Consider the following 25185-nt stretch of genomic DNA (forward strand, 5'->3'; position numbering starts at 1 on the left):
CTACTCCCCGTAACTATATGTATTCATAAGTCTTATCAAATTCATCCCTGTCGATTAGATTAAAATTGACCGAAATAATCTTATCTCCCGCTTTTTCCACACCGTATATCAAGACCAAATCATCTTCCTTGGCTGTAAGAAAGGTCCCCCGTAGATTTGCCTTGTAAAAAGAATCTGTTAAATTTGGATTTACTATAAGTTTTTTCGTATCCAGCAAGTATTTTATATTCTCATCCTCAATATCCCCATAAGTCCAGCTTAAGACCTCCTGAGGATACTGGATAAAGTCATCCCCACCTATATGTATGTGATTGGATAAAAATCTATCCCTGGTATTAGGATAGGGCATATTGGAACTATCAATCTTAATATAGTCTCCAGCACGAGCAAGCTCACCCACTCGGGCAGCCTCTATAGAAAAAACCTCATAATAGTAATCGTGCTTTTTTAATTTACCAGATGCGATAAGCTCATCTTCCAAAGGATTACCTCTTCCCAACTCAAAAGCCTTAACGCACACATTATATTTTTTAACTTTTTTCATCTTCGCCTCATAATAATAGTAATTTACTATACTTTATACCTACACTTTACCTTAAACTTTAATAAAGTACTGCAAGTAAATATATAAATTTATATAAAAAAGAAGTAGACCGCTAAAACGGAATACTCCTTTAGTAAATCGTCATTATTCTATTTCATTTGCAGCATTTGTTCCTGCTATTCTACCAAATACGTGTATATCTAATAGAGCATTTCCACCTAGACGGTTTCCTCCGTGTATACCACCTGTAATCTCTCCAGCAGCATACAAACCAGGTATAGGATTTCCATCTTCATCTAATACGTGGGCTTCTGTATCAATACTTACACCACCCATAGTATGGTGAACTGTTGGAATTCTCGGAGATGCATAAAATGGTCCTTGATCTAATTTTTGACCAAAAACAGTTCTTCCAAATTCTTCGTCTTCCCCTTTTTCTACCATAGTATTAAATTTATCGTGAGTATCTTTTAGATTCTGTGGGTCAACTCCAATTTTTTCGGCTAGTTCTTCTATAGTATCTGCTTTAAATACCCTATTATGCTCGATTAATTTATCGACATCCATTGCAAAATATGTTATGCCTTCATCGTTTATTGCACCAGAGTTTTGAGATGTGATTAGGTAAACTTCGCCATCAGCTTGAGCAAATTCTGCTGCTGTCATTTCGTCTCTTCTCTTATCTTCTGCTATAAATCTCTTACCGTCATTATTTATTAAGTAATATGATTCAACTCCTGGCCCTCTAACTGAACCTTCCAATCCTCCTGTTATTGGATCCCCTAATGGGTGGATTTGTATTTCAGTCATATCACGAAGGGCTGCCCCAGCTTCTTCAGCCATTGATAAACCATCACCTGTTATGTTTGGTGAATTTGTTGTAAGTATTGTATCTGGAATTGATGAATCGTATTTATTTACCAGCTCCTTGTTTGCCCCAAAACCACCTGTTGTTAGTATTACTGATTTTGCTTTTATTTCGACAGGAGCATCTTCATTTTTTCCTCTTATACCAACGGCTTTTCCGTCTTCCATTAAGATTTCCTCAGCCTTAGTATTCATGTAGAATTTAACGCCTAGTTCATCTGCTTTCTTCTTATTAGCAACTATATAATCTGTACCTGTTGCATTAACTGGTGTGTGACTCCTAGACCAAAGTGCTCCAGTAGCAGCAGTTACTTCTTCTTTCCACTCTACTCCATTTTCAGATAGCCAATTTAGAGTATCCAAACCATTATCTACCATCTCTTCTATTAAAGATAAGTCCGCTACGTAATCTCCACCGTCATATGTCTGTAATATGTGGAGCGCGTTTGAATCAAATAGATAATCTTTAGAAGGGTCATTCTCATAGTCTTCAATTTCTTTTGCAAGTTGATCCATCAATTCTTGATGTCTGTCATTCTTAGATTCTTTTTTAGTAAGCTCTTTAATTTTTTCCATTGAGCTTTCTGATGCTTTTGCTAAGTTTTTTTGTCTAGCTTCATCTGGTATGTTGTATGGACCACCAGCTCTTACAGTATTGCCACCAAGTCCTGGAGCTTTCTCCACAAGAATAACTGATTTTCCTTCGCTTGCGGCTGATACTGCTGCGGACAAACCAGCACCACCTCCTCCAACTACAACAACGTCAGCTTCGTCGTTTATTGGATCAGTATTTCTTTTAACTTCTTTAGCTTCTAGAGCTTTTACATCTCCTCCTGCTTGTTTTACGGCATCTTTTACGGCCAATAATAAGGCATTAGATGTAACTGTCGCTCCACTTACTTTATCTACTCCTAATGATTGATTTTCTACAATCTTTTCTGGCATATATTCAATAGGAACTGTACCAATTCCTGAAGATTCACTATTTTCTACTACTTCTATGTTTGTTATTTCGTCTTCATCAAAGTCAACTTTTACTTTGACTATGCCTTTGTATCCTTCTGCTTCGGATTCATATGTACCTGGTTTGTAAGAAGTATTTGAAACTTTGCTTGTTTCTTCTTTTTGCTCTTTGTTTGAGTTTTCATCATTCTCACCATTTTCTTTTACGTCATTGTCTTGACTTTCAACCTTTTCATCTTTGTTATTGTTCTGGTCATCACATGATGAAAATATACCAAGTGACAAACACATCGCCAATAACAGCGGAAGTTTATTTTTCTTCATTGAATTCCTCCTATATGTATTTTATTTTATATTATCTATTTTAACATAATTTCAAATAATGATAAAATTATTGTTCATCATATATCAATATCTTTTATTTTACTTTTTGAAAAATAGGGTAAATATTAACTGTTGAAAGTTAACTAACAATATATTTTTGGTTTGACTTTTATTTTATAATGATTATAATAATTAGTGTAAAGAATACAAAAAAGGAGATTTAAAATGGCATTTATTGGTAAAACACTTCCAGAATTTAATTTAGACGCTTACGATCCAAAAAAGGACGAATTTATAACAGTTTCAAACGAAGATTTAAAAGGAAAATGGACAGTACTACTATTCTATCCAGCTGACTTTACTTTCGTTTGCCCAACAGAGCTAGAAGACCTTCAAGATAATTACGCTGCTTTACAAGAACTTGGAGCTGATGTTTACGGTGTTTCTGTAGATACTCACTTTGTTCACAAGGCTTGGCATGATAACAGCGAGAGAATTAGCAAACTTGAATATCCACTAATTTCTGACTCTAACAAAGAGTTGACAAGAGAACTTGATATCCTTGATGATTCAGGAAAGGCTCTAAGAGCTACATTTGTAATCGACCCAGAAAACGTGATCCAAACAGTAGAAATCAACGCTGATGGCATCGGACGTAAGGCTGATGTTAATATCAACAAAGTTAAGGCTGGTAAATATATCGCTGCTCACCCAGGTGAAGCTTGCCCAGCTAAATGGGAAGAAGAAGGCGACGATATCCTAACACCAGGTCTTGACCTTGTAGGTAAACTATAAGATTTGAGGATTTAAAAGTAAATGTTAGATCAAAATTTAAAGAACCAGTTAGCCCAATATCTTGACATGCTCAAAACAGAAGTCACTATTGGGCTTTCTGTTACTAATGACGAAAAAAGTGATAAAGTACGTGGATTTGTAGAAGATGTTGCAAGTCTTTCTGACAAAATCACTGTCGTAGAAAAGGACCTTGCCTATACTCCAGCTTTTGAACTAAAAGGGGTATTTGACCACGGACAAATCATCTTTGCAGGTGTGCCACTTGGCCACGAGTTTGCATCCTTTGCCCTAGCTATCCTTCAAGTTGGAGGAATCGCGCCAAAGATTGATGAAGGTACAAAAAAGAGAATTCAAGCAATAGAAGATTTGCAAAACCTTGAAACTATAGTATCCCTATCATGTCACAACTGCCCAGAAGTTGTTCAATCCTTTAACATAATGGCAGTTCTAAATCCAAAAATCAACCACACTATGATTGAAGGATCTATGTTCCAAGAAATCGCCGAAGATCGCGATGTCCTTGCAGTTCCTGCAATCTTTAAGGATGGAGAATTCCTTGAAGGTGGCAAGCAAACTATGGACAGCCTCCTTGAATTAATCGGAAGCAAGAAATCTTCTGATGACTTTGCCGATAAGCCTGCCTTTGATGTCCTAATCATTGGTGGCGGTCCAGCTGCTGCAACTGCGGCAGTCTATGCAGCAAGAAAAGGTGTGAAAACAGGCCTTGTAGCAAGTGAGTTTGGTGGACAAGTTGTAGAAACTCTTGGAATAGAAAATATCCCAGGCTTCAAATACACTGAAGGCCCAGACTTTATGGCAAATATGAAGGAGCAAGTGACTGCTCTTGGTGTAGATGTCATGACAGGAGCTCTTGCAAGTGATATCAAAGAAGCAGAAAATTCATCAAATAAACTTATAGAAGTAGAACTAGATAATGGTGCAAAACTAGAATCAAGAACTGTCGTAATCGCAACAGGGGCTAGATGGAGACTATTAGGAATCCCTGGCGAGACAGAATTTAGAAACAAGGGTGTAGCATATTGTACCCACTGTGACGGCCCACTCTTTAAGGGCAAACCTGTAGCAGTAATCGGTGGAGGAAACTCAGGCATTGAAGCAGCTATAGACCTAGCAGCCATGGTTGACCATGTGACAGTCCTAGAATTCTTGCCAGAGCTAAAGGCTGATCAAGTACTCCAAGATAAGCTATATAGCCTAGATAATGTTACAGTAATCAAAAACGCCCAAACAACAGGCCTTTACGGTGACTCTAGGCTTGAAAGGCTAGAATACACAGACCGTGAAAGCGGAGAAGAACACAGCCTAGAAGTAGAAGGATGCTTCATCCAAGTAGGCCTTGTGCCAAACACAGAATGGCTAAAAGAATCTGATGTAGAGCTTACAGACCGTGGCGAAATCCTGGTTGATGGCGAAGGAAAAACCAGCCTAGAAGGAGTCTATGCCGCAGGAGATGCAACAAATACAGTATTCAAACAAATAGTAATAGCAGCAGGATCTGGCGCAACAGCAGCCCTTGGAGCCTTTAATTACTTGATGAGAAACTAAAATATTGCAAAGCAAAAACGCCCACGCGGGCGTTTTTTACTGCATTAATTCTATTTATCCTAATCTAAATTTGAATCTTTTTCTATTGGCTATTATTATTTCATGATTCTAAATCCCTAATCAAATCTTCCATATTATCATAGCCTTTAACATTTGGATCATTGGCAATTCTTCTACCTTCCTCTATGGCAGCAATAGTTTCTACATTAGGTATGTCTCTTCTCACTTCAAACGGTATTCCTTGCTCTCTGATGGATGCTTTGACAAACATAGTAAGGGCCGTGGTCATATTTAATCCTAAGTCTTCGAACAATTCCTCAGCTTCTTTTTTAGTTTGTTTATCTAATCTAAAATTCACATTTGTTGTTTCCATAGCATGCTCCTTTTTTACATTGTACTTACAACGTAAGGTTTTGTGAATAAATACATGGATATGATGTTACAAACTGATCAGATAAAAATCTAATGAATTTTATAGACTATTAAAGTTTAGAATAGTTCGCTATGACTTCCCACTCTTAGCAGATAGAATCCTAATTCACTTTCTGAATATATTAACAAACAGTCTCCTGTCCTTCCATCAAAATGTAAATCCATCACTTTTATTTTTGATCTTTCTCCAATAGCTCTTCTTATATTTTGAATTTCAGATTTTGGAAATGTTATTTCGTGTGAATAAAAATAATTTGGTAATTCTTTATCATCTTCAAAAGATTTAATAACATACTCCCATGGTGTGAGATTTGAAAAAGGAAGAGGCTTTTTAAGGACTCTTTTCCATTTTTTATTATTTTGAATTTTCTTGATATCTTTTTTAAACTGTTTTGAATAACCTATTATCAATTTATTCCCTCTTATTCATCAAATAACTTTTTAATATCTTCAAAACTAACAGATTCTACTTTCTCCTTATTTTTTAAGGTGTCAATCATCTCATAAATAGCCGCCATAGTAGTTTCATTTGGCATACCATAATAATCTGGAAGACCTTGATTTGCAACTGTTGTTAGATTCATTCTTATAAATTCGGAGATAGATAATCCATGTTTTGATAATTCTTTTTCAGCCTTAGTTTTTGTAAGTTGATCTATTCTAGCTGATACTCTTGCTTCTTTTATACCTTCCATAAATTTCCTCCTAGTATTCCTTTTTATTATTGTACCCCAATTGGTGTACATTTGCTACACGAAAAAAAGCTGGCTTAAATTGCCAGCTTTTATGCTTATTTTTCTTCTGCTGCTGCGTTTTGTCCTGCTATTCTACCAAATACTACTGTGTCGGTTATAGCGTTGCCGCCTACCCTGTTGGCTCCGTGGATGCCGCCTGTGATTTCACCTGCTGCGTATAGGCCAGGGATTTGATTGCCGTCTTTGTCTATTACGTGTGCTTCTGTGTCAATTTTTAGTCCGCCCATGGTATGATGAAGGGCTGGTGTTCTTGGTACTGCTACAAATGGTCCTTTTTCAAATGGATATGCAAATAGGGTTCTGCCAAACTCATCTTCTTCGGCTTTTTCTTCATAGCATTTGTTGTATGCATCTATAGAAGCCTTTAGATTTTCATATGGTACGTCTATTTTTTCTGCCAATTCTTCCAATGTTTCTCCACGTACCCATCCGAACTTGCCTTCCTCGAGTACTTTTTTGAAGTCTTCTTTTTCTAGGGTTTTCTCATTGTCAAAGTCGAACTCATCTGATGAGTGTATCAACCAATATTCCCCGTCTGTTTGTTCAAATATTGCCTTTGAAATGACATCACGTCTGCCATCTTCTCTTACAAATCTATTACCTTCTTTGTTGACAAACAAGGTCTTTTCTGCTGCAAGATCCAAGAGCCCTGTGATTGGTCCTCTACCTGGTATACCAAGGTATAGGAATTGCATTTGGTCCATATCTACAAGGTCTGCGCCAACTTCTTCACCCATGATGATTCCATCACCTGTTATAGAGTCTAGGTTGGTTGAAATAGTGTTTTCGTCTAGATTTGGCCATTTTTCATTGTTTTTGTATTTTACTACCATGTCGGTATTTTTTGCAAAACCACCAGTTGTCAAAATAACTGCTTGTTTAGCGTGTAGGGTTAGTGGTGAACCATCGTAGTTTTTGGCTTCTACTCCTACTATTCTGCCGTCTTCTTCGATGAGCTTTTCACCTGTGGTTTCAGTTAATATTTGAGCATTGTTGTTTTCTTTTAATGTATCAACATAACCTTCTATAAATCCAACACCGTTAGGTTTTACAGCCTGGTGAGCTCTTGGGTATAGGCCACCAGCCACTTGGTAGATTTCATCTTCAAATTCTATGCCTAGAGATTCTAACCATTTGAATCCATCGTAGGCATTGTCAGCCAATACTCTTACTAAGTCTGGATTTGCAACATTGTCTCCAGCTTCCATGGTTTGTTCATAGTAGTTGTCGTTTGAGTCTTCTATGCCTTGTTCGGCTTGTTTTTCTGGATCTGGAGCATTGATTGCACCACCAGCAAGTATGGTATTACCACCAACAAAGCCATTTTTCTCAATAACTACAACTGATGATCCAGCTTTGCTCGCCTCAACTGCTGCAGCAAGTCCTGCTCCACCGCCGCCAACAACCACTATATCAGCTTCGATTTCGCTTGGATATTCACGTTTTTCCTTGTATTCTTCCTTAAAATCATCAGCAACTCCAGCTTCTTCCAAAGCCTTGCCAACTGCAAGCATCATTCCTTTTGATGATGCTGTCGCACCAGTTACAGCCTCAACATTGGTTGATTGGCCTTCGATTATTCTTCCAGTTATTTTTTCAAGGGCAACTTTGCCAACTCCACTAGTTTCATTGTCTTCTAGGATATTAATATCAAGGATTTCTCCTTCTTCTCCCATTTCTACAGAAACTTTGACATCTCCACCATATCCTGGAGCAATTCCCTCATATGTACCACCAGTTGCTGGGCTATGTCCGCCTTCATCAATAGGCTTTTCTGCCATTTCATCTTCTGGCGCTTCTTTGCCCTCATCCTTCTTTTCTTCTTCGGTATTTACTTCTTCTGCTTCCTGCTTACTCTTATTGTCAGTCTCTGCAGGATCATTGTTACACGACGTTAGCATTGTAAATGATAATGCAAGAGCCATCAAATACGATAAGGTTTTCTTACTCTTCATATTCTTACCTCCTTATTTACCTGTATTTTAACATATTTAAGCCGAAAAATAAATACAATTAATATATAATTTACATTAGAAAAACGTTTTATAAATCTAGCGATAGTCTTTATCATTTCAAAAAATTGTAGTATAGTAAACAAGTAAAAACAAACAAGGAGTTACAATGAAGAATTATTTAGATTTAACAGGCGATGTGGCCATAGTAACAGGTGCATCATCAGGCCTAGGTGTTCAATTTGCAAAAGCTTTGGCTAGCCAAGGAGCAAAATTGGCCCTATTTGCTAGACGTGAAGAAAAATTAAAAGAAGTGGCAAAAAATATCGAAAACGAATTTGATGTTGAAGTTAAATACTATGTGACAGATGTTACAGATTCCAAAAAAGTAAGCGAAAATGTTGGAAAAGTAATAGAAGATTTCGGCAAAATCGACATCCTAGTCAACAACGCAGGCCTTGGCCTATCAGCGCCAACCACAGAAACAAGTGACGAAGATTGGCAAAAAATGATGAATATCAACGTAAATTCACTATTTTATATGGCACGTGAAGTAGCAAAAAATATGAAAGAAAACGGATACGGTAGAATCATCAACCTTGGATCAATCCACTCAAGTGTAGCCCTTGCCAATGGCGCACTAACGATGTATACAACCACAAAAGGTGCAGTAGAAAATATGACCAAAGCCCTAGCAGTAGAATGGGCAAAAGATGGTATCACAGTAAATGCCATAGGACCAGCATACTTTGCAAGTGAAATGACTGGCCACCTACTAGAAGATGAAGCCTTCAACCAATTTATAGCAATGAGCGACCCAATGGGCAGAACTGGCAATCCAGGCGAACTAGACACAGCCCTACTAATGTTCGCAAGCCACCACTCCTCATACACAACTGGCCAATTACTAACAGTTGACGGCGGTTGGATAGCAATTTAATACACAAAAATAAGAGGCAACTATATTGAACTGAAACCCTCAATCTCTTTCCGGATTTTAGCTTTCACCTCAAATAGTTGACCTCTTTTTTAATTTTTAGCAGCTGCAAGTACCACCGCTGCCACATCCACAAGCTTCATCGCCAAAATCATCTATGCCATCAAGGTCTGAATCTGGGAATAATAGCTCGTAAAATTCACTTTCACTAGGATATCTGCGAGTGATAACCACCTCATTATTTACCATAACAATAGGAAGCACTTCTTCCCCACCATCATCCAAGAATCTTTTTACAATCTTATTATCACCAAATTGCTCAGGATTTTCTTCCAAATTATATCGTCTAATATCCGCGCCAATCTTAGTAAAATGATCTACTAGACCAGATACCCTATCAAGTTCATCCTTATCAAGCCCATTAATAGGCCCTTCGTATATATACATAATTCTCATTATTTCCTCCATTGAGATTAATTATCATTATTATTTATAATACCTTTAAGAATCCAAGTTCACTAGGGACTTGATAAGAAATATTTAAATTTGACAAAAATAAAAAGCCACCCTATAATTATTACAAGAAATAAAAACGTTGAAGAGAAAAGTAGGTTTTTGAAAACTTTCCAGAGAGACTATGGTTGGTGGGAATAGTTAAGTGGCAGAAAACTGAAAATGGCCTCTGAGTTGTTTGTCCGAATATTTTAAGACAATCCGTGTGCGCACGTTACAGCGATAGGGTATACATTTGTACCTGATGAGTTATTAATTGTGAAATTGATATGAAATTAAGGTGGTAACACGAGAGACCTCGTCCTTTTTAAGGACGGGGTCTTTTTTAATTTTGCCATAGCGTTTTATTTCTGAAAATAAAAAAAGGAGCTAATTATGAGCAAAAGATTTTTAACAGTAGGATCGTTACTAAGAGATGAGGAATTACTAAAATACAAAGAAGAAATAAAGAAACGAGATGATATCACCTATCCATTTTACGATGACCTAGAAGGCTACAAAGAAGCTGAAGATGCCGCAGTAGCAAGAGTAGTGAAGAGTCAAAAAGACCACGACCTTTGCCAAATCACAGACGGCGAATACTCCAAATCCCTCTGGCACCTTGACTTTGTCTGGGGCCTACATGGGGTAGAAAGATACATCGCAGATGCTGGCTACTACTTTAGGGACAAAGGCAACGAAGGAGTATACGAAACTAGAAAAGACATAGGAATTAGAATCGTAGACAAGCTAAATGGCAAAAATCACCCATTCATAGACCACTTCAAAAGATTAAAAGAATTAGCAGGAGAATCCGAAATCAAACAATGCATCCCATCCCCATCCCATGTTTATGGCGAACAAGCCCTATTTGGCGGACTATCTGGCGGCTACTACGATGGCAAGGTATATGAATTTGAAAAAGACCTCAAAGCATCATACAAGGACTTTATCAAAGAATACAAAGAAGCAGGAGGAGAAATCATCCAATTTGACGACTGCTTGTGGGAAATATTCTCAGAAGATAACAAAAACGCCCCAATATCAGAAAAGACAAGACCAACAGAAGAATTGGCAGAAAAATTTATAGCCATCAACAACGAAGTCATAGCCTACGCCCACGACCTTGGTCTAAAAGTCTACGCCCACAACTGCCGAGGTAACTATGAATCTAGGTCAGCAAGCGACGGAACCTACGAATCCATCGCCCACCTATTTTTAGAAAAACAAAACTACGATAGATTCTACCTAGAATGGGACGACGACAGAGCAGGATCCATCGAGGCCCTAAAAGTCCTAAAAGATAAAGATAACGAAATAGTCCTAGGCCTCCTATCCAGCAAAACAAACACCCTAGATGAAGAAAAAAGAACCCTAGACCTCCTAGAAAAAGCAAGCAAAATCATAGACAAAGATAGACTTTACCTCTCCCACCAATGCGGCTTTGCCTCATGCGATGAAGGAAATGAACTAAGCATAGATGAGCAATGGGCTAAGATTGACCAAGGGCAGAGGATTGCAGAGGAGTTTTGGGGAGAATAGGTGTGAAAAAATCAGCTATTAGCATAACTAATAGCTGATTCTCCATGAAAATTTATATCTACCCTTTGATGGACAAAAAAGAGATATAACTATATATCAATAAAAAGTACAATTTAAATAAAAATTTTAATTACCAAGAGCTTCTTCATATATTTGAATTTTATGTTTAAATGAATCTTCTCCACCTTCCATATGGTTTATTATTTCTTTTTTTATGGTGATTTCACCAGGATATCCCTGAATCTTAACCCAACCATGTTCTCCATCAGAATCCATTACTAATACACAATCTGACATGGCATTGGTAACAATTGTTGCACTATGAGTTGCTATTATAACTTGTCTATCGTTTTTAGTCTTTCTTAACTGTTGAACTAGATTTTTATAAATATATCTGCTATCTAAATTATCCTCTGGTTGATCAATGACAATCGGTCTAAAGTCATTATTAAATTTCCCATATCCAAGTATAAAATCTAGCATTGCAACAACTTTTTGACCTAGGGATAGAGTTTTTATATCCTTATACCTCTCCGGGAGATTTTTTTTATCTTCTCTGCTATTAACATTAAACAATATAGTATATTCTTCAAGTTCTCTAAAACAGTTTTTAAAATAATTAATCCGTATATTTACATATTTATCACTAGTTGCATAATTTATCAAATCAGATACTAATGATTTCGCAATATTCTCATCAATAATAGTTTTACCTGCATCTATTGTTTCAATACTACTTTCTTCTGTAAAATCTAAAAATTCTTTAGAACTTATCCAAGAAGAATCTTTATTGATTGATGCTTTTAAAAATTCAATTACCCCTTTTTTATCTATTACAGAAAGTATAAAACCCTTCAAATTTTTTCTTTTAATATTATATCTATTAACAATACTTGAAAATTTACTATTATAAATTTGTTCTATGGGATACTTAAGCATTAAATCATTTTGTATATACTCTATTTTTAGAGTACCTTTTTGCGTTTCGTTAAAAGGTTCAATTACTTTTTTTACATCTTCTTTTCTATTTTCTAAAATATTTTCTATATCTCTTAGAAATTTAGATAAACCTGATTTATCTCTAATTTTTATTTTATTTTCAAATAGTTCTAACTCTTTATTTTTAAACATCAAATCATAAATAAAGCTGTTAATTTCATCTCCACTTGCATATCTAACAAGATCATTAACAGAATATCTATTATCATAAAGTTTTGATAGGACTTTCGTTTTATTACGTACTCTTTCGATATTACTAATATCCATATCTTTAACATTAGTACAATTTATTTTATATACGTCCAAATATTTTCTAAGCATAAAAGTTTTTATTTTCTTTTTATTTAAAGAATATCTTCTTTCATATCGGTAAGGTTTCTCTTCTTCAAAGTAACTTAGAATATTATCATTTTCATCTTTGTATGGACATCTAAACTCAACAATATACTCATCTTCATAACACTGAAATAACAGATAAATATTCCCATGACTACAAATAAAATCTAAAAGACTCTCATCATGAATAATTTGTGTCATTACAAAGTCTATTGTTTCAAGAACTGTGCTTTTTCCAGTCCCTCTTCCCCCTATAAAACAATTCAATGAATCAGAGAATTTAACTGTAAAGTCGCTATTTCTCTTTTTGTTAGATAGAAACCCAGATTCCTCAAAAATTACATAAAGACCCTCTATAAAAATTTTATTTTTATTAGGAGCTTCATAGTTTACAGATATATCAAAATCTATTAAAGCTTCTTTTAGCATTCGAAAGCTGATATCACTTCCTTTTATCCAAAAAAAATTATTTCCCAAAGTGTCTATGGAGTGTGAATCATTATCAATTAAAAATTTCACATCTTTCCTATAATTTTTCATGAATTTTTTTGCATTTTTGATTTGATATTTACTTTTTAATCCAACAATTCTAGCGTTGTCACTAGAAAATAGTTTCTTTTTATAAGCTCCACTTAAAAATTTTTCTTTATTTATATCAGATGAATAAATATGTGCAATATAAGTTATCGCGCCTAAACTCGAGAAAAAATCCATAACTTCTAAACTAGTAACAAATACTCCATCTTTTTCAGATATCAATTTTTCATCTAGCCAATCAATAACTTTGTCTTCTTTCTTTTTATCTCCATCTAAAATAGCAACTACATGCAATTTATCAGCACAGGATATTTCTATGCCACCAAATATATTTAGATTAACATTATATTTGTTCTTACGTTTTTGTAGATGGTTTACACATATTTTTAATTTATCTATCCCATTAAATGTATTATGATCCGTGACAACAGCTATCTCATATTGATTTATTAGTAATTCATGAGCTAACAATAAAAAAGCATATATTTCTTTTTTGCTTTTAAAAATATCAAAATCTTCACCAAACTTTACATCTCTTTTCCCGTTTACTAGGGGAGCAATATTCCTTTCATAAATTATATCTTCTAATTCTTTTTCACTAATTGTTTTATATCCATCTGTACCTAGATTATCCATTAATTTATAATCATGAGAAGCTGGTGTGTGAATATGAAATATTGACTTCCTAGGATATCCAAAGTTATTTCTAGTATTTTTTATATGTTTATAAGCATCTATTATTTCTACATATGATCTATCGTCTTTAGGCATACTTCTCCTTTTAATCCTCATTCACTGAAATAATACACTTCTAAAAATATATACATGATGTATACTACATATGGTATATTTCTATATAATTTGTGTTTATTATACTATATATAGTGGTTTAAGTAAAAATGTACAATGGAGAATATACTATAAAATATATAATGAGCATAACTAATCTTATAATTATTGAATTCATAAATTTAATAAGTGTTATGCGTGCTGACACCCAACTATAACAGAGTAATAGTATTTCAAAAAAGCGATAGTATTGTTATATAGTAGTATTAATCATGTTTTTAATCCTTAACTTTATTTTATGTATATTTCTTCATTTTTTTAGTAAAACTTGATACAATATTAATAACAACTAATTTTCACTATTTTAGATTTGAGGTTTTTATGGATCAGCCGTTGATTGATTTTAATTTTTATCCTATTAGGATTACTCTAAAGAGTCTTCTTAGGGATAAGTCTACTAAAAAGAATATTATATGGGCCACCAATACATACGAGCACTTGGGGGAAAGTTTTGATGATAGGGCCGAAATTAGGGAAGCTACTTTTACTCATGGATTTGCTCTTCATCCTAGAACTAGTAAGAGTTCAGAAATACAGCTTGACCGAACTAGGAAAAAAGCTGAAGTATACACCCCGTCTTGGGTGGTCAATTTTATGAATAATTATTGCGATGAGGTCTGGTTTGGTAGAAAAGATGTCTTCAATGTCCAAAATGGTGAATCTTGGCAGCCTGTTAGAGAAAAAATAATCTTCCCTGAGGGCAAGAGCTGGCAAGATTATGTAGACTCTAGGAGGCTTGAGATTACTTGTGGAGAAGGTCCCTACTTGGTTTCCAGGTATGATGCCACAACAAGTGAAATTATCAGGCATACCATAGATAGAATTGGATTCCTTGATAGGAAGCTTAGGATAGTAGACGAAAATACCACCACCAAGGAAGAGTGGATATTGTGGGCGACTAGGGCTCTTATGGCATCCTATGGTTATGAATACCAGGGCGACAGCTTGCTTATAGCAAGAATCAATGTCCTACTGACCTTTGTAGAATATTTTGAAAGACGTTGGGATGAGGATGTGGATAAGAAAACTCTTCAAAAGCTTGCCAATATCATCTCTTGGAACCTCTGGCAGATGGATGGATTGTCAGACACTGTGCCATTTGGTGCACCGCGTGGTGAAAATAGTCAGATGGGTTTTTCAGATCTGGGAGAAATAGAAGAATCAGAAAAAGTAGAGCCAGTGGCCTGTAGAATATTTGATTGGAAGGCAAACAAGTCCCAGACCTTTGCATCACTAAAGGAGAATATATGAAAGAATTTGATTTTGTTGTAGGGAATCCACCGTACCATAAAGAATCTGTAGGGAATAATGAAAGTGATACACCGTTATATCATTATTTTTTTGATTCATCTTTTAAAATAGCTAAAAAGGTTGAGCTAATAACTCCTGCAAGATTTTTGTTTAACGCTGGATATACTCCTAAAAAATGGAATGAGCAGATGTTGAATGACTCTCATGTTAAAGTACTTTTTTATGAAGCTAACAGTGCAAAGATGTTTCCAAATGCGGATATAAAAGGTGGAATAGCCATAACATATAGAGATTCCGAACAAGTTTTTGATCCTATAGTGGTTTTTACTTCCTTTCCTGAGTTAAATTCAATTAAGAAAAAGGTAGATAAATTGAAAGAGGATAGTTTAAGCGATGTTGTATCAAATCGTGGGCTATACAAGTATTCTAAGCAAGCATATTTAAAAGAACCTGATGAATTAAAAAAAACCGCTGATGCTCGTATCGCACCGAGTTCATTTGATAGAATGCCTAAACTTTTTACTGATAAAAAACCAGACGACAATAACGATTATGTAAGAATATATGGATTGCAAAAAGGAAAAAGAGTTTATAAGTGGTTTAGGAAAGATTATCTTAAAGATGTTCAAAACCTCTATAAATACAAAGTTATGATACCCAAAGCCAATGGCTCTGGAGCCATTGGCGAGGGTATCAGCACCCCACTCGTGGGTACCCCACTCGTGGGTTTCACAGAAACATTTATTTCAATCGGCGAAACCGATTCAAAATCCGAAGCCGAAGCTACTCTAAAATATGTAAAAACAAAGTTTGCTAGAGTTATGCTCGGTATTTTAAAAGTAACACAAAATAACGCAAAACCAACTTGGAAATACGTCCCAATCCAAGACTTCACAAAAAATTCTGACATTGACTGGTCCAAGTCTATAGCTGAGATTGACCAGCAACTTTACAAAAAATATGGCCTATCAGATGAAGAGATAGCCTTTATCGAAGAAAAAGTACAGGAGATGGAATAATGACTGAAGCTAAGATTTCTACCACCAAGGAAGTTACCCCTGTATGCTATGCCTATACTACACCAGAACTTAGAAAGCACGATGGATGGACCAAGATTGGTTTTACTGAAAGAGATGCAGAGGAAAGAATCAAGGAGCAGGTGTTCACATCTGACCTTGAATATAAGCTAGAATGGGCCAATAATGCTGTTTATGAGGGTTCCAATGATACTTTTAGAGATTCAGATTTCCATAAGTATTTGGTCAATCTAGGTTTCCAACGAAAAGAGGGCAAGGAGTGGTTTGAGATAGACCCAGACCTTGCTGAACTCAAATTCTTTAAGTTTAGAAAAACTCGTGGCCAAGTGGAATCTGATGACAAGCCAGCTCCTTACCAACTTAGAAACGAGCAAGCTGAGGCTATTGCTATGACTATGGAATATTTCAAAAGTCATGACAAGGGCGAATTCCTATGGAATGCCAAGCCTCGTTTCGGAAAAACTCTGGCAACCTATGACCTATGTATGAAGATGGACTTTGAAAATATCCTTATAGTTACCAATAGGCCAGCCATTGCTGATTCATGGTATGGGGACTATGTGAAGTTTGTAGGACCAGGGTCCGGCTATATTTTTGTTAGCCATGTTGATACTATCAAGGATGAAAAATATGTCTACAGCAGGAAAAAATACGTAGATATTTTGCCAACTGTTGAAAATTACAAGGGATGTATAGAATTTGTCAGCCTCCAAGACTTAAAGGGTTCAATACATTTTGGTGGAATCCATGACAAACTAGATGAAATTAAGAAAACTCACTGGGATATTCTAATAATAGATGAGGCCCACGAAGGTGTGGATACCTACAAGACAGATACAGCCTTTAATCAAATCGAAAGAAAAAATACTCTCCACTTGTCTGGTACACCTTTTAAAGCCTTAGCAAATGAGAAGTTTCCTAATGATGCCATCTACAATTGGACTTATGCCGATGAACAAAACGCTAAGAGGTCTTGGATAAGCTATGACCTTGAAGAAAATCCTTACGCAACACTTCCTCAACTAAACTTATTTACCTATCAAATGTCAGATGTTATTAGAGATAGGGTCGAGGATGGGATTGAGCTTGATGATGAAGTTGCTGAATATGCCTTTGATTTGAATGAGTTTTTCTCAACTGATGAGAGGGGTGCCTTTGTCTACAATAATGATGTGGACAAGTTTTTGGACGCCTTGACTCAAAACGAGAAGTTCCCTTTCTCTACTCCAGATCTTAGAGATGAGATTAAACACTCTTTTTGGATTTTAAATAGAGTGGATTCAGCCAAGGCTCTAAAGAGAAAACTTGAAGTCAATCCAGTCTTTAAAGATTATAAGATTATTCTGGCTGCTGGAGATGGCAAAACAGACGATGAGGTTATTAGCGAAGATTCGCTAAATAGAGTCAAGGATGCCATCAGAGATTATGAAAAAACTATTACCCTATCTGTAGGCCAATTAACTACTGGGGTCACCATACCTGAATGGACAGCAGTCCTTATGTTAGCTAATATGAAATCACCTGCCCTTTATATGCAAGCTGCCTTTAGGTGTCAAAATCCATGCCTTTTCTCTAATAGTGGTAGGCATTTTAGAAAGAAAAATGCCTATGTATTCGACTTTGATCCTGCGAGGACTCTTGATATTTTTGAAAAATTCGCCAATGACCTCTCACCATATACTTCAGCTGGTAGTGGAGATTTAGAGACTAGGAAAAAACATATAAGAGAACTTTTAAATTTCTTCCCTGTCTACGGTGAAGATGAAGACGGGAAAATGATTCTATTGGATGCTGAAAAAGTCCTTACCATTCCTAGAAGGATCAAGTCAGTAGAAGTTGTAAACCGCGGTTTTATGTCTAACTTCCTCTTTAACAATATAGCCAATATATTTAGAGCTCCAAGCCAGGTTAGGGGTATTCTGGAAAAGCTAAATCCTGCTAAGGAAGCAAAGGCAATTCAGATCGATGATGATACGGCCGATGAACTTGATATTAATGATGAAGGAAATATAGAAATAGACAAAGAAAAAATTATTGGCAAGGCAAAGAATGTTTTCGGTCCAAAAATCTATAATGATATAAAGGATGATTTAGACGAATTGGATAATGAAATAATAGTAAATAAGGACAAATCTGGCCTTGATGACTTAGTTGATAAAATAACTAAACCTATAATTGATCCATTGCTTGATAATGCCAAAGATGTGTATGGCACTAACTTGAAAAGGTCCGTTGAAAATAATATAGAAAGGTCTATAAAAAATACAGCTAAATCAATAATCAAAAAAAGTTATAGCGATTTTGAAATAGAAAGAAACAAAATAGAAGCACAAAAATCAAAAGACCTTGAACAATCTAAGTCCTCAGCAGAATCTAGTCAAATAGAATCTAAGTATGAGGATATGCTAAAAGAGAAGAAGAAAGAGCTAGCAAGAAAATTCAAAGAAGACTTAGATGATTATGAAATAGTTGAAAAATCTATTATAGTTGCAACTGAAGCTATCGAAACAGACATAAAAGAGAAAGAAAAAAGAACTATTGAGGATGATGTCAGAGATAGACTCAGAGGATTTGCAAGAACTATTCCATCATTTTTGATGGCTTATGGTGATTATGATACAAATTTGGATAATTTTGATAAAATAATCCCAAATGAGGTCTTCTTGGAAGTAACATCTATTACCCTTGATGAGTTTAGGAGCTTGCGTGATGGCTTTGACTATGTTGATGAAGAAACTGGGGAAACAAGGCACTATGATGGTGGATTATTTGATGAATTAGTCTTCAATGATTCTGTAATAGAATTTTTGAATAAGAAAAAAGAATTAGAAAATTATTTTGATCCTGATGTCAAAAGAGATATTTTTGACTATATACCAGCCCAAAAAACCAACCAAATATTTACACCAAGAAAAGTTGTAAAGCAAATGCTAGATTTACTTGAAAAGGAAAATCCAGGATGCTTTGACAATCCTGATTTCACATTCATGGATCCATATATGAAGTCTGGACTCTATGTGGCAGAAATAGTTAAAAGATTATACAGAAGCGATAAAATAAAAAGTCTATACCCTGATTCTAAGGAGAGACTAAATCATATTTTTGCTAAACAAGTCTATGGACTTGCTCCTACAGAAATCATCTATAGGATTGCAAGTAATTATATCTTAGGATTCAGCAAAGATATAGAAATAGAAAAACACAATCTAAGGCTACTTGATTCCTTAGCAAGTATTCAAGCTGATAGATTTGAAGATGATCTAGTAAGAATTTTCCCTGAATTGGTAGACTAATACATTTGGCTGGACTCATATATTTGTATAAAAATACTTAATAAAAAGGAATGTAAGTTTGTCAAAAATCTACATTCCTTTTCCATATAGAGTTTATAAATATAAATTCTAGTTTATTCCTATGTTTCAAAATTTTTATATGTGATTTAAAATAAATATCATCACGGAATGAATATTTCGCATATTTGCTCGTTTTTAGACATAGGCATCCGTATTTCCTTAATATTTTTTTGCATTAATTCTAAACCATAGTAAATACCTGATAGCTCAATTGCAGAATCTATATTATTTTCTTCTAATTCTTCTTCTAAATATTCTTTATGTTGCTGATATAATTCTCCTTTAAATTCATCACTATTTGTAAAAGTATTCAATTTTTCCTTATAAGAATCTAAACTCTTATATTTTTCCCTGACTCTATACTTCCCTAGTTCTTTAAAAACATCTTCAATCGGTAATTGGGATATACCATCTAAATCGTAGTCTTCAAATATACTTCTAAATACATTTACATCCCTTATTCCTGATTGATTTAATAAAAATCTATATAAATAATCCTTTTTATTTTGTTCTAAATTTAGGAATTTATCAATATCAACATCACCAAATGATATAATATAAGGGCTAGATGATGCTTTAAAGTCTTCCTTATTTTCGAATATTGGCGTTTCTATACTAAATATTTTTGATCCAAAACTATAATCTAGATTTCTAATCTCGCCATATTTACAATAAAGCTTCTCATTTATATTGTAGATATTGAGCAAATAAAGCGCAGCCATCGATTCAATCAAAGCTTTTATATTTCCTCTATTAAGATTCTTGTACCTATTATGCTTTAAATCTTGATATGTGGTTTTCCATAAAGTTTTATGTTTTTTATGAGCATCTTTCAATGGAAATAATATCGAATATTCATCAGATAAATCGAAGTGTAGAGATATAATATTTACTTGTTTGTTATCAAAATTCCATTTATTGTGTAAATGTTTTAAGCAATTTGAATCAAAAGATAGCTGGTAGTCTTTTTTCTTTGGTTTGCCTCCATTTTTTAGATACAATTCTTTAGAAATAGCTTCAATCTCTACTCCACATCTAACTATTAAGTCTGCTATGTACGGTGAGTAAACGTATAGTTGATTAGGAGTCAATTCATCTGGATCATTATTATATGAACTTACTTTATCACTTATGTAGATATAATGAGATAAGTCAATTAATTCGCTTTCTAATTTCATATACATTTGCCAATATAAACTCGAATTATTCACAACTTCTCCTTTTCTATAATATGTACATTATATTATTACAAATATACTAAAAATAAACAAATAGATAAACTAATTTATTTTTTATCAGAAAATAATTTTTATAGCCTTGAAAATCTTAATATAAAACTTCTTTCTCCAAACCCGTATCAGTCCAGGAAAGTTTATAAGCATTTTTACTAGGGTTGGATTTGATAACTTTCATTTCATAATCATCCCAAACGATGGCTACCTGATTTTCTATTGCTATTGCATCTGCTGCTTGTCCTGAATAGAAGTCATCAAAACCTGTTCTTTCAGGCTCATCATAATGAGGACAATGTAAATAAGGTATGATTCCCAAACCTTTTACCCACTTATGTTTTGGGTTTTCAATATCTTCTATAAACTCACTATCGCTATGGCCTGCTATAAACCAACATATGGATCCTGCACTCAAGCCAGCAAGCACCTTGCCACTTTTATAAGCTCTCATTAGGGCTTTATCAACAGAATATTTTCTCCAAATTTTCATCATATAATCAGTGCTTCCACCACCTACATAGATGATGTCTGCATTTTCAATCTTTTGACTGACCTCTTTCCTGTTTACCTCTACATTAGCCAAATAAAGTGTATCAGTTTCACATCCTAAGCTCTCATATAAATTATTAATTGTCTCTATATAAGGCTTAGCATCTTTGCTTGCTGTAGGAATAAACAAGAAGTTTGGTTTTTCTTTTTTTGATGACTTAACAATAAATTTATCTATTTCATATGTTTCATTTTGGGAAACTTCCCCGCCACCGATAGCTATAATCATAAATTCCCTCCGAAGTTTCAAATTTGTCAGTATAGATCTAATCTATCGTTAGTATCTAATCTTGTCATTATTATAACAAAAAAGGCTATTTCCAGCCAAAAAAAAGGCCTGTTAGGTGATTTTCCATTATTATATATAATAGATTTGTTAGATTAGGGAACATTCTCACATATTCCGTGCGAATAAGTGTTAGAATAATTATTCTCACGGATTTATCAAATATTTTTTTATAAGAAAAAGCTCTAAATCCAGCACTTTTAAAATATTCTCGCAGATTTAATATTGTTAAATTTATGATAAGTCTGTTTTGCTTGAAATCTTATAATAAAAATACTATTTCTAGACAAAAAAATAAGCCTATTGCTAGACCAATTAGTTATTTTAATCAGATTAATTTTCTCTAAGCGACTTTATTTCTCTTTCCACCCAATCCGAATCCTTAAATACTGTCTTAGCTTCCATCAAGTCCATGGATAGCTATTTGACCAAGCTTTTATGTATTGACATTGGATTTTTGACCTTAGATCTAAAGTTAGTTGATCCAGCCTTACTGGATTTATACAAAATTTGCTCGTTGGGAAAACATAGATTAAGCGCTCCTAAAAAACCTCCCAAACACTCAAAATAAGGTGACCCCACAAAGTTGGACCTAATACCAGAGTCAGAATTAAACTAGCTCTGGTATTTCTTTGTCCTATCCTACCCCCTAGGGGTAGGAAATTTTTATGCTGCATTCTTCTTTCTATATTCTACTGGTGATAAGTATCCTAATTTTTCTTTTATTCTTTCTTCATTGTAGTATTTGATGTATATACATATAGATTGTTTTAGGTGCCCATAGGATTTATAAGCTTGATAAGACCATTCTTCTGTTAAGTACAACTTAAATAGATTTTTTAAAACATCATAACCGAGTGTTCGATATTCATTAACCCAAACTCTTATTAATTTTATATCAGGGATGTTAAATATATTGGCTAAAAATTCATAACTTTCCTTACCTTCTAAGTATCTTCCAACTAATTTACATTTAAATTTTGTACTATATTTTGCCATAAAAAAACTGACCTCCTTAAATTGGTTGGTCCAACTTTAAGGGGTCAGTTCAATTTAAACAGTATGGTTTTGCCAATACTGAAATATTTATTTTATTTTGCCTCTATTGCATTTTTTGTTTCGCCCGTAGTCAAAACTTCATTTATATTATCATATGAAATTTCAATCATATTTTTCAAAGCTTCATCTGTATTTGAACCTACATGAGGCGTAACTAAAACTTTAGGATATAAATCTACCAATCTTCTTACTGATTGATCTTCCATTTCATCACCAGATGAAAACTCCTTGAAGAATGTATTAGCTTCATTTGGAAATACATCTGTGCCAAATCCTGCTAATTTACCAGATTTTATAGCATCATAAATATCCTCGTTATTTTGCAATTCACCACGTGCTGTATTTATTAGTATTGCTCCATCCTTCATTTTTGAAATGAAATTTTTATTTATTAATTCATCATTTTCTCCTTTAAAATATGGAATGTGCAAACTTACTATATCTGATTCTTTCAATAATTCATCTAATTCAACATATTTTAAAATTTCTTTTGCATTTTCATTTGGATAAGGATCATTACCTAAAATTTCAGCTCCTAATCCTTTGAATAATTTAGCTTCTGTCAAGCCAATTTTACCCGTACCAATTATACCAACTTTACAATTTCTAATTTCTTTGCTAAACATTTGAGCATCAACTTTGAAATTATAATTTTTTGTTTTATTTGTTGTGTATGCTGTATTTCTCAATAACATCATTGCTAATGTTAAAGATAATTCTGCTACTGAATTTGGTGAATAAGCTGGTACTCTAGCAACCATTAAATTCATTTCTTTACATGCTTCTAAGTCTATATGATTAAAACCTACCGTTCTTGTGAAAACATATTTTATGCCATAAGACTTTATTTTTTCAAGATTTTGTCTATCCGCTACACAATTTCCTCTGAGTAAAACAACATCTTGACCTTCTGCTGTTTCTATATTATCATGTGTAAGCAATTCTTCTACTAGTTTTAATTCATAATTATATTTATTTAACTTATGAAAAAATTCAACTTCATTTGGTCTTACACCATATGCTACGATTTTTAATGTCATATTATTTTCCTTTCTTAAGCAAATGCTCCTGTTTTACCAATCAATTCTATTATAACAATCCAAATCGGTGCCATCAACACTGCTACCATTGTGGACATAAGTGACGCATTTGATGCAAGTAAAGCTTCTCTATCAAAATTAATAGCATAAGCTACCGCTACAGTAGCTGGTGGTGTTGCCATCATTATAACTACAGTTCCCAAGCCTACTAAGTTTATAGGAAATCCTACTAAACTTAAAGCATATAAAATTGCAATATTTATAGATGGAACTAATAATAATTTAACAAATGTATAATACCATGTTTTTTTATCAGAAAATGCTTCTTTAAAGCTTACTGCACCTAATGTTGAACCTATTGACAACCAAGCTAGTGGTGAGGCTAATCTTCCTAGATAACTAAATACTTCGAATAGTTGTGGGAATGTATGGTCAATTCTCAAAAATGCCACCGATTTTTTTATAGTTTCTCCATTTTCTTCTACACTAACAGTCACTTGTGGTAAATAAGTTTGGAATATCCATACTAACAAACCTAAAAATGTAGCCACTACTATTGGATTTAAAAACATTTTTTTAAGATTTTCTTTTTTCATGCTTAAACCACTCATTTTTATGTATCCATATGAATATAGAAAAATTCTATATCCTATATTAAAAATAGATGCATATAATGTTCCTTGTGGTCCATAAATTGCTGTTACTATTGGAATACCAAAAAAAGTTGTCGAACCTAAAATTGATAAAACTCTTAATGTTGTTTTCTCATCTCCCTCGTACCTCGCGTAAATTGGTAGAGTCAAAAGAATTAAAATAGGATACATTGCTATTCCCCACACTAATAGTCCCATTCCATTTCTTAATGTTTCCTGATCTATATCACTCATAAATGAGTTATAAGCTAAGGCTGGTAATGATAGTGATAATACTATACCTGTTAGTACTTTTCCTGTCTTATCATCAAAAATACCTCTTTTTCTACAAAAATAACCAATTAAAATAATTGCCAAACTCGAAAAAATTGCTGTATTGATTTTTTGTGTTTGTAATGTTGTCATGAACACTTCAAAAAAATTCATGAATACCTCCTAAATATTAATATATGTAACATCTAGTATACATTATTGTGATTTTCTTTACAATAAACAAGTTATATAAAAAATTATTTTTATATTTTTCTATAAAGCCCTGGTATTTCTTTCCCAAAAACTCTGTTATCTCATAGGTAATAGTTATGTTAGCTATATCTTGGTCAAATCTTTCTTTTTTTCTTACCGGATAAGTCTTGTGGGAATCTTTGGTAGATAGCTTTTTTGTATATATTTTTCCTTGCTAGGCCTATTAGTTATTTTTATCAGATTAATTTTCTCTAAGCGACTTTATTTCTCTTTCCAACCAATCCGAATCCTTAAATACTGTCTTAGCTTCCATCAAGTCTATGGATAGCTATTTGACCAAGCTTTTATGTATTGACATTGGATTTTTTAC

The 25185-nt window shown here is 34.0% G+C and carries 20 protein-coding genes and 1 other annotated feature; of the genes, 7 read left to right on the plus strand and 13 right to left on the minus strand.

Features of this window, described 5'->3' with window-relative positions:
* Positions 1-13 precede the first annotated feature (13 nt).
* A complete protein-coding gene (locus tag QNH69_RS02265; protein WP_282928997.1) occupies positions 14-544 on the minus strand; it encodes a hypothetical protein in 531 nt (176 codons plus the stop codon).
* 144 nt (positions 545-688) lie between these two features.
* On the minus strand, positions 689-2698 hold the full coding sequence (locus tag QNH69_RS02270; protein WP_282928998.1) for a flavocytochrome c: 2010 nt from the start codon (positions 2696-2698) through the stop codon (positions 689-691).
* A gap of 225 nt (positions 2699-2923) precedes the next feature.
* Here QNH69_RS02270 and QNH69_RS02275 point away from each other — a divergent pair, with 225 nt between their 5' ends.
* Positions 2924-3493 carry a redoxin domain-containing protein gene (locus QNH69_RS02275; RefSeq protein ID WP_282928999.1) on the plus strand — a complete coding sequence of 190 codons (570 nt, stop codon included), beginning with the start codon at positions 2924-2926 and terminating at the stop codon, positions 3491-3493.
* Between the two features lie 21 nt (positions 3494-3514).
* Positions 3515-5059, plus strand: coding sequence for an alkyl hydroperoxide reductase subunit F (ahpF, locus tag QNH69_RS02280; protein WP_282929000.1), 1545 nt, complete (start codon positions 3515-3517; stop codon positions 5057-5059).
* A gap of 100 nt (positions 5060-5159) precedes the next feature.
* Here the strand turns inward: ahpF and QNH69_RS02285 are convergent, their stop codons facing one another.
* The 4 genes from QNH69_RS02285 to QNH69_RS02300 form a co-directional block, all read right to left on the minus strand.
* The gene (locus QNH69_RS02285) at positions 5160-5432 is read right to left on the minus strand and encodes a type II toxin-antitoxin system RelB/DinJ family antitoxin (RefSeq protein ID WP_282929001.1); all 273 of its coding nucleotides are present in this window, start codon (positions 5430-5432) and stop codon (positions 5160-5162) included.
* 116 nt (positions 5433-5548) lie between these two features.
* Positions 5549-5902, minus strand: a complete 354-nt coding sequence (locus QNH69_RS02290; protein ID WP_282929002.1) for a type II toxin-antitoxin system YafQ family toxin — start codon at positions 5900-5902, stop codon at positions 5549-5551.
* A gap of 11 nt (positions 5903-5913) precedes the next feature.
* Entirely contained in the window at positions 5914-6186 is a 273-nt protein-coding gene (locus QNH69_RS02295; RefSeq protein WP_282929003.1) for a type II toxin-antitoxin system RelB/DinJ family antitoxin, read from the minus strand.
* A 95-nt stretch (positions 6187-6281) separates the two neighbouring features.
* The gene (locus tag QNH69_RS02300) at positions 6282-8201 is read right to left on the minus strand and encodes a flavocytochrome c (RefSeq protein WP_282929004.1); all 1920 of its coding nucleotides are present in this window, start codon (positions 8199-8201) and stop codon (positions 6282-6284) included.
* A gap of 166 nt (positions 8202-8367) precedes the next feature.
* On the opposite strand from QNH69_RS02300, the gene QNH69_RS02305 reads away from it, so the two are divergent.
* Complete coding sequence (locus QNH69_RS02305; protein WP_282929005.1) at positions 8368-9138, plus strand: SDR family oxidoreductase; 771 nt, start codon at positions 8368-8370, stop codon at positions 9136-9138.
* A 96-nt stretch (positions 9139-9234) separates the two neighbouring features.
* Here QNH69_RS02305 and QNH69_RS02310 read toward each other — a convergent pair whose 3' ends face one another.
* On the minus strand, positions 9235-9591 hold the full coding sequence (locus QNH69_RS02310) for an arsenic metallochaperone ArsD family protein (RefSeq protein ID WP_282929006.1): 357 nt from the start codon (positions 9589-9591) through the stop codon (positions 9235-9237).
* Positions 9592-9721: 130 nt separating this feature from the next.
* Positions 9722-9957 (plus strand) — a binding site (T-box leader).
* 66 nt (positions 9958-10023) lie between these two features.
* On the opposite strand from QNH69_RS02310, the gene QNH69_RS02315 reads away from it, so the two are divergent.
* Complete coding sequence (locus tag QNH69_RS02315; RefSeq protein ID WP_282929007.1) at positions 10024-11169, plus strand: 5-methyltetrahydropteroyltriglutamate--homocysteine methyltransferase; 1146 nt, start codon at positions 10024-10026, stop codon at positions 11167-11169.
* A gap of 126 nt (positions 11170-11295) precedes the next feature.
* Here QNH69_RS02315 and QNH69_RS02320 read toward each other — a convergent pair whose 3' ends face one another.
* The gene (locus tag QNH69_RS02320; RefSeq protein WP_282929008.1) at positions 11296-13812 is read right to left on the minus strand and encodes a Spaf_1101 family AAA-like ATPase; all 2517 of its coding nucleotides are present in this window, start codon (positions 13810-13812) and stop codon (positions 11296-11298) included.
* Positions 13813-14211: 399 nt separating this feature from the next.
* Here QNH69_RS02320 and QNH69_RS02325 point away from each other — a divergent pair, with 399 nt between their 5' ends.
* From QNH69_RS02325 to QNH69_RS02335, 3 genes are read left to right on the plus strand one after another with little or no spacing between them, the layout of a single operon-like run.
* The gene (locus QNH69_RS02325) at positions 14212-15141 is read left to right on the plus strand and encodes a restriction endonuclease subunit M (RefSeq protein WP_282929009.1); all 930 of its coding nucleotides are present in this window, start codon (positions 14212-14214) and stop codon (positions 15139-15141) included.
* Positions 15138-16160, plus strand: coding sequence for an Eco57I restriction-modification methylase domain-containing protein (locus QNH69_RS02330; protein WP_282929010.1), 1023 nt, complete (start codon positions 15138-15140; stop codon positions 16158-16160). Before QNH69_RS02325 ends, QNH69_RS02330 begins: the two co-directional genes overlap by 4 nt.
* Positions 16160-19471 carry a DEAD/DEAH box helicase family protein gene (locus QNH69_RS02335; RefSeq protein ID WP_282929011.1) on the plus strand — a complete coding sequence of 1104 codons (3312 nt, stop codon included), beginning with the start codon at positions 16160-16162 and terminating at the stop codon, positions 19469-19471. The genes QNH69_RS02330 and QNH69_RS02335 overlap by 1 nt, the downstream gene beginning before the upstream one ends.
* 161 nt (positions 19472-19632) lie before the next feature.
* Here QNH69_RS02335 and QNH69_RS02340 read toward each other — a convergent pair whose 3' ends face one another.
* The 5 genes from QNH69_RS02340 to QNH69_RS02360 form a co-directional block, all read right to left on the minus strand.
* Positions 19633-20742 carry a hypothetical protein gene (locus QNH69_RS02340; RefSeq protein ID WP_282929012.1) on the minus strand — a complete coding sequence of 370 codons (1110 nt, stop codon included), beginning with the start codon at positions 20740-20742 and terminating at the stop codon, positions 19633-19635.
* Between the two features lie 115 nt (positions 20743-20857).
* Positions 20858-21541: a peptidase E gene (locus QNH69_RS02345; protein ID WP_282929013.1), complete on the minus strand. Its 684-nt coding sequence runs from the start codon at positions 21539-21541 to the stop codon at positions 20858-20860.
* A 723-nt stretch (positions 21542-22264) separates the two neighbouring features.
* The gene (locus tag QNH69_RS02350) at positions 22265-22597 is read right to left on the minus strand and encodes an IS3 family transposase (protein ID WP_282929014.1); all 333 of its coding nucleotides are present in this window, start codon (positions 22595-22597) and stop codon (positions 22265-22267) included.
* 92 nt (positions 22598-22689) lie between these two features.
* Positions 22690-23697 (minus strand): 2-hydroxyacid dehydrogenase, encoded by a 1008-nt coding sequence (locus QNH69_RS02355; protein ID WP_282929015.1) that lies wholly within the window; start codon positions 23695-23697, stop codon positions 22690-22692.
* A gap of 14 nt (positions 23698-23711) precedes the next feature.
* Positions 23712-24776: an AEC family transporter gene (locus QNH69_RS02360; RefSeq protein WP_282929016.1), complete on the minus strand. Its 1065-nt coding sequence runs from the start codon at positions 24774-24776 to the stop codon at positions 23712-23714.
* Between the last annotated feature and the right edge of the window lie 409 nt (positions 24777-25185).

It is taken from the genome of Anaerococcus sp. Marseille-Q7828 (assembly GCF_949769285.1).
Lineage (GTDB): Bacteria > Bacillota > Clostridia > Tissierellales > Peptoniphilaceae > Anaerococcus.

Bases quoted from the DNA above. Each gene is read 5' to 3' on its own strand.
- QNH69_RS02330 (WP_282929010.1), top strand. From the start codon at position 15,138: ATGAAAGAATTTGATTTTGTTGTAGGGAATCCACCGTACCATAAAGAA.
- QNH69_RS02285 (WP_282929001.1), bottom strand. From the start codon at position 5,432: ATGGAAACAACAAATGTGAATTTTAGATTAGATAAACAAACTAAAAAA.
- QNH69_RS02345 (WP_282929013.1), bottom strand. From the start codon at position 21,541: ATGATTATAGCTATCGGTGGCGGGGAAGTTTCCCAAAATGAAACATAT.
- QNH69_RS02275 (WP_282928999.1), top strand. From the start codon at position 2,924: ATGGCATTTATTGGTAAAACACTTCCAGAATTTAATTTAGACGCTTAC.
- QNH69_RS02335 (WP_282929011.1), top strand. From the start codon at position 16,160: ATGACTGAAGCTAAGATTTCTACCACCAAGGAAGTTACCCCTGTATGC.
- QNH69_RS02320 (WP_282929008.1), bottom strand. From the start codon at position 13,812: ATGCCTAAAGACGATAGATCATATGTAGAAATAATAGATGCTTATAAA.
- QNH69_RS02350 (WP_282929014.1), bottom strand. From the start codon at position 22,597: ATGGCAAAATATAGTACAAAATTTAAATGTAAATTAGTTGGAAGATAC.
- QNH69_RS02265 (WP_282928997.1), bottom strand. From the start codon at position 544: ATGAAAAAAGTTAAAAAATATAATGTGTGCGTTAAGGCTTTTGAGTTG.
- QNH69_RS02305 (WP_282929005.1), top strand. From the start codon at position 8,368: ATGAAGAATTATTTAGATTTAACAGGCGATGTGGCCATAGTAACAGGT.
- QNH69_RS02360 (WP_282929016.1), bottom strand. From the start codon at position 24,776: ATGAATTTTTTTGAAGTGTTCATGACAACATTACAAACACAAAAAATC.
- QNH69_RS02310 (WP_282929006.1), bottom strand. From the start codon at position 9,591: ATGAGAATTATGTATATATACGAAGGGCCTATTAATGGGCTTGATAAG.
- QNH69_RS02295 (WP_282929003.1), bottom strand. From the start codon at position 6,186: ATGGAAGGTATAAAAGAAGCAAGAGTATCAGCTAGAATAGATCAACTT.
- QNH69_RS02300 (WP_282929004.1), bottom strand. From the start codon at position 8,201: ATGAAGAGTAAGAAAACCTTATCGTATTTGATGGCTCTTGCATTATCA.
- ahpF (WP_282929000.1), top strand. From the start codon at position 3,515: ATGTTAGATCAAAATTTAAAGAACCAGTTAGCCCAATATCTTGACATG.
- QNH69_RS02315 (WP_282929007.1), top strand. From the start codon at position 10,024: ATGAGCAAAAGATTTTTAACAGTAGGATCGTTACTAAGAGATGAGGAA.
- QNH69_RS02270 (WP_282928998.1), bottom strand. From the start codon at position 2,698: ATGAAGAAAAATAAACTTCCGCTGTTATTGGCGATGTGTTTGTCACTT.
- QNH69_RS02355 (WP_282929015.1), bottom strand. From the start codon at position 23,697: ATGACATTAAAAATCGTAGCATATGGTGTAAGACCAAATGAAGTTGAA.
- QNH69_RS02325 (WP_282929009.1), top strand. From the start codon at position 14,212: ATGGATCAGCCGTTGATTGATTTTAATTTTTATCCTATTAGGATTACT.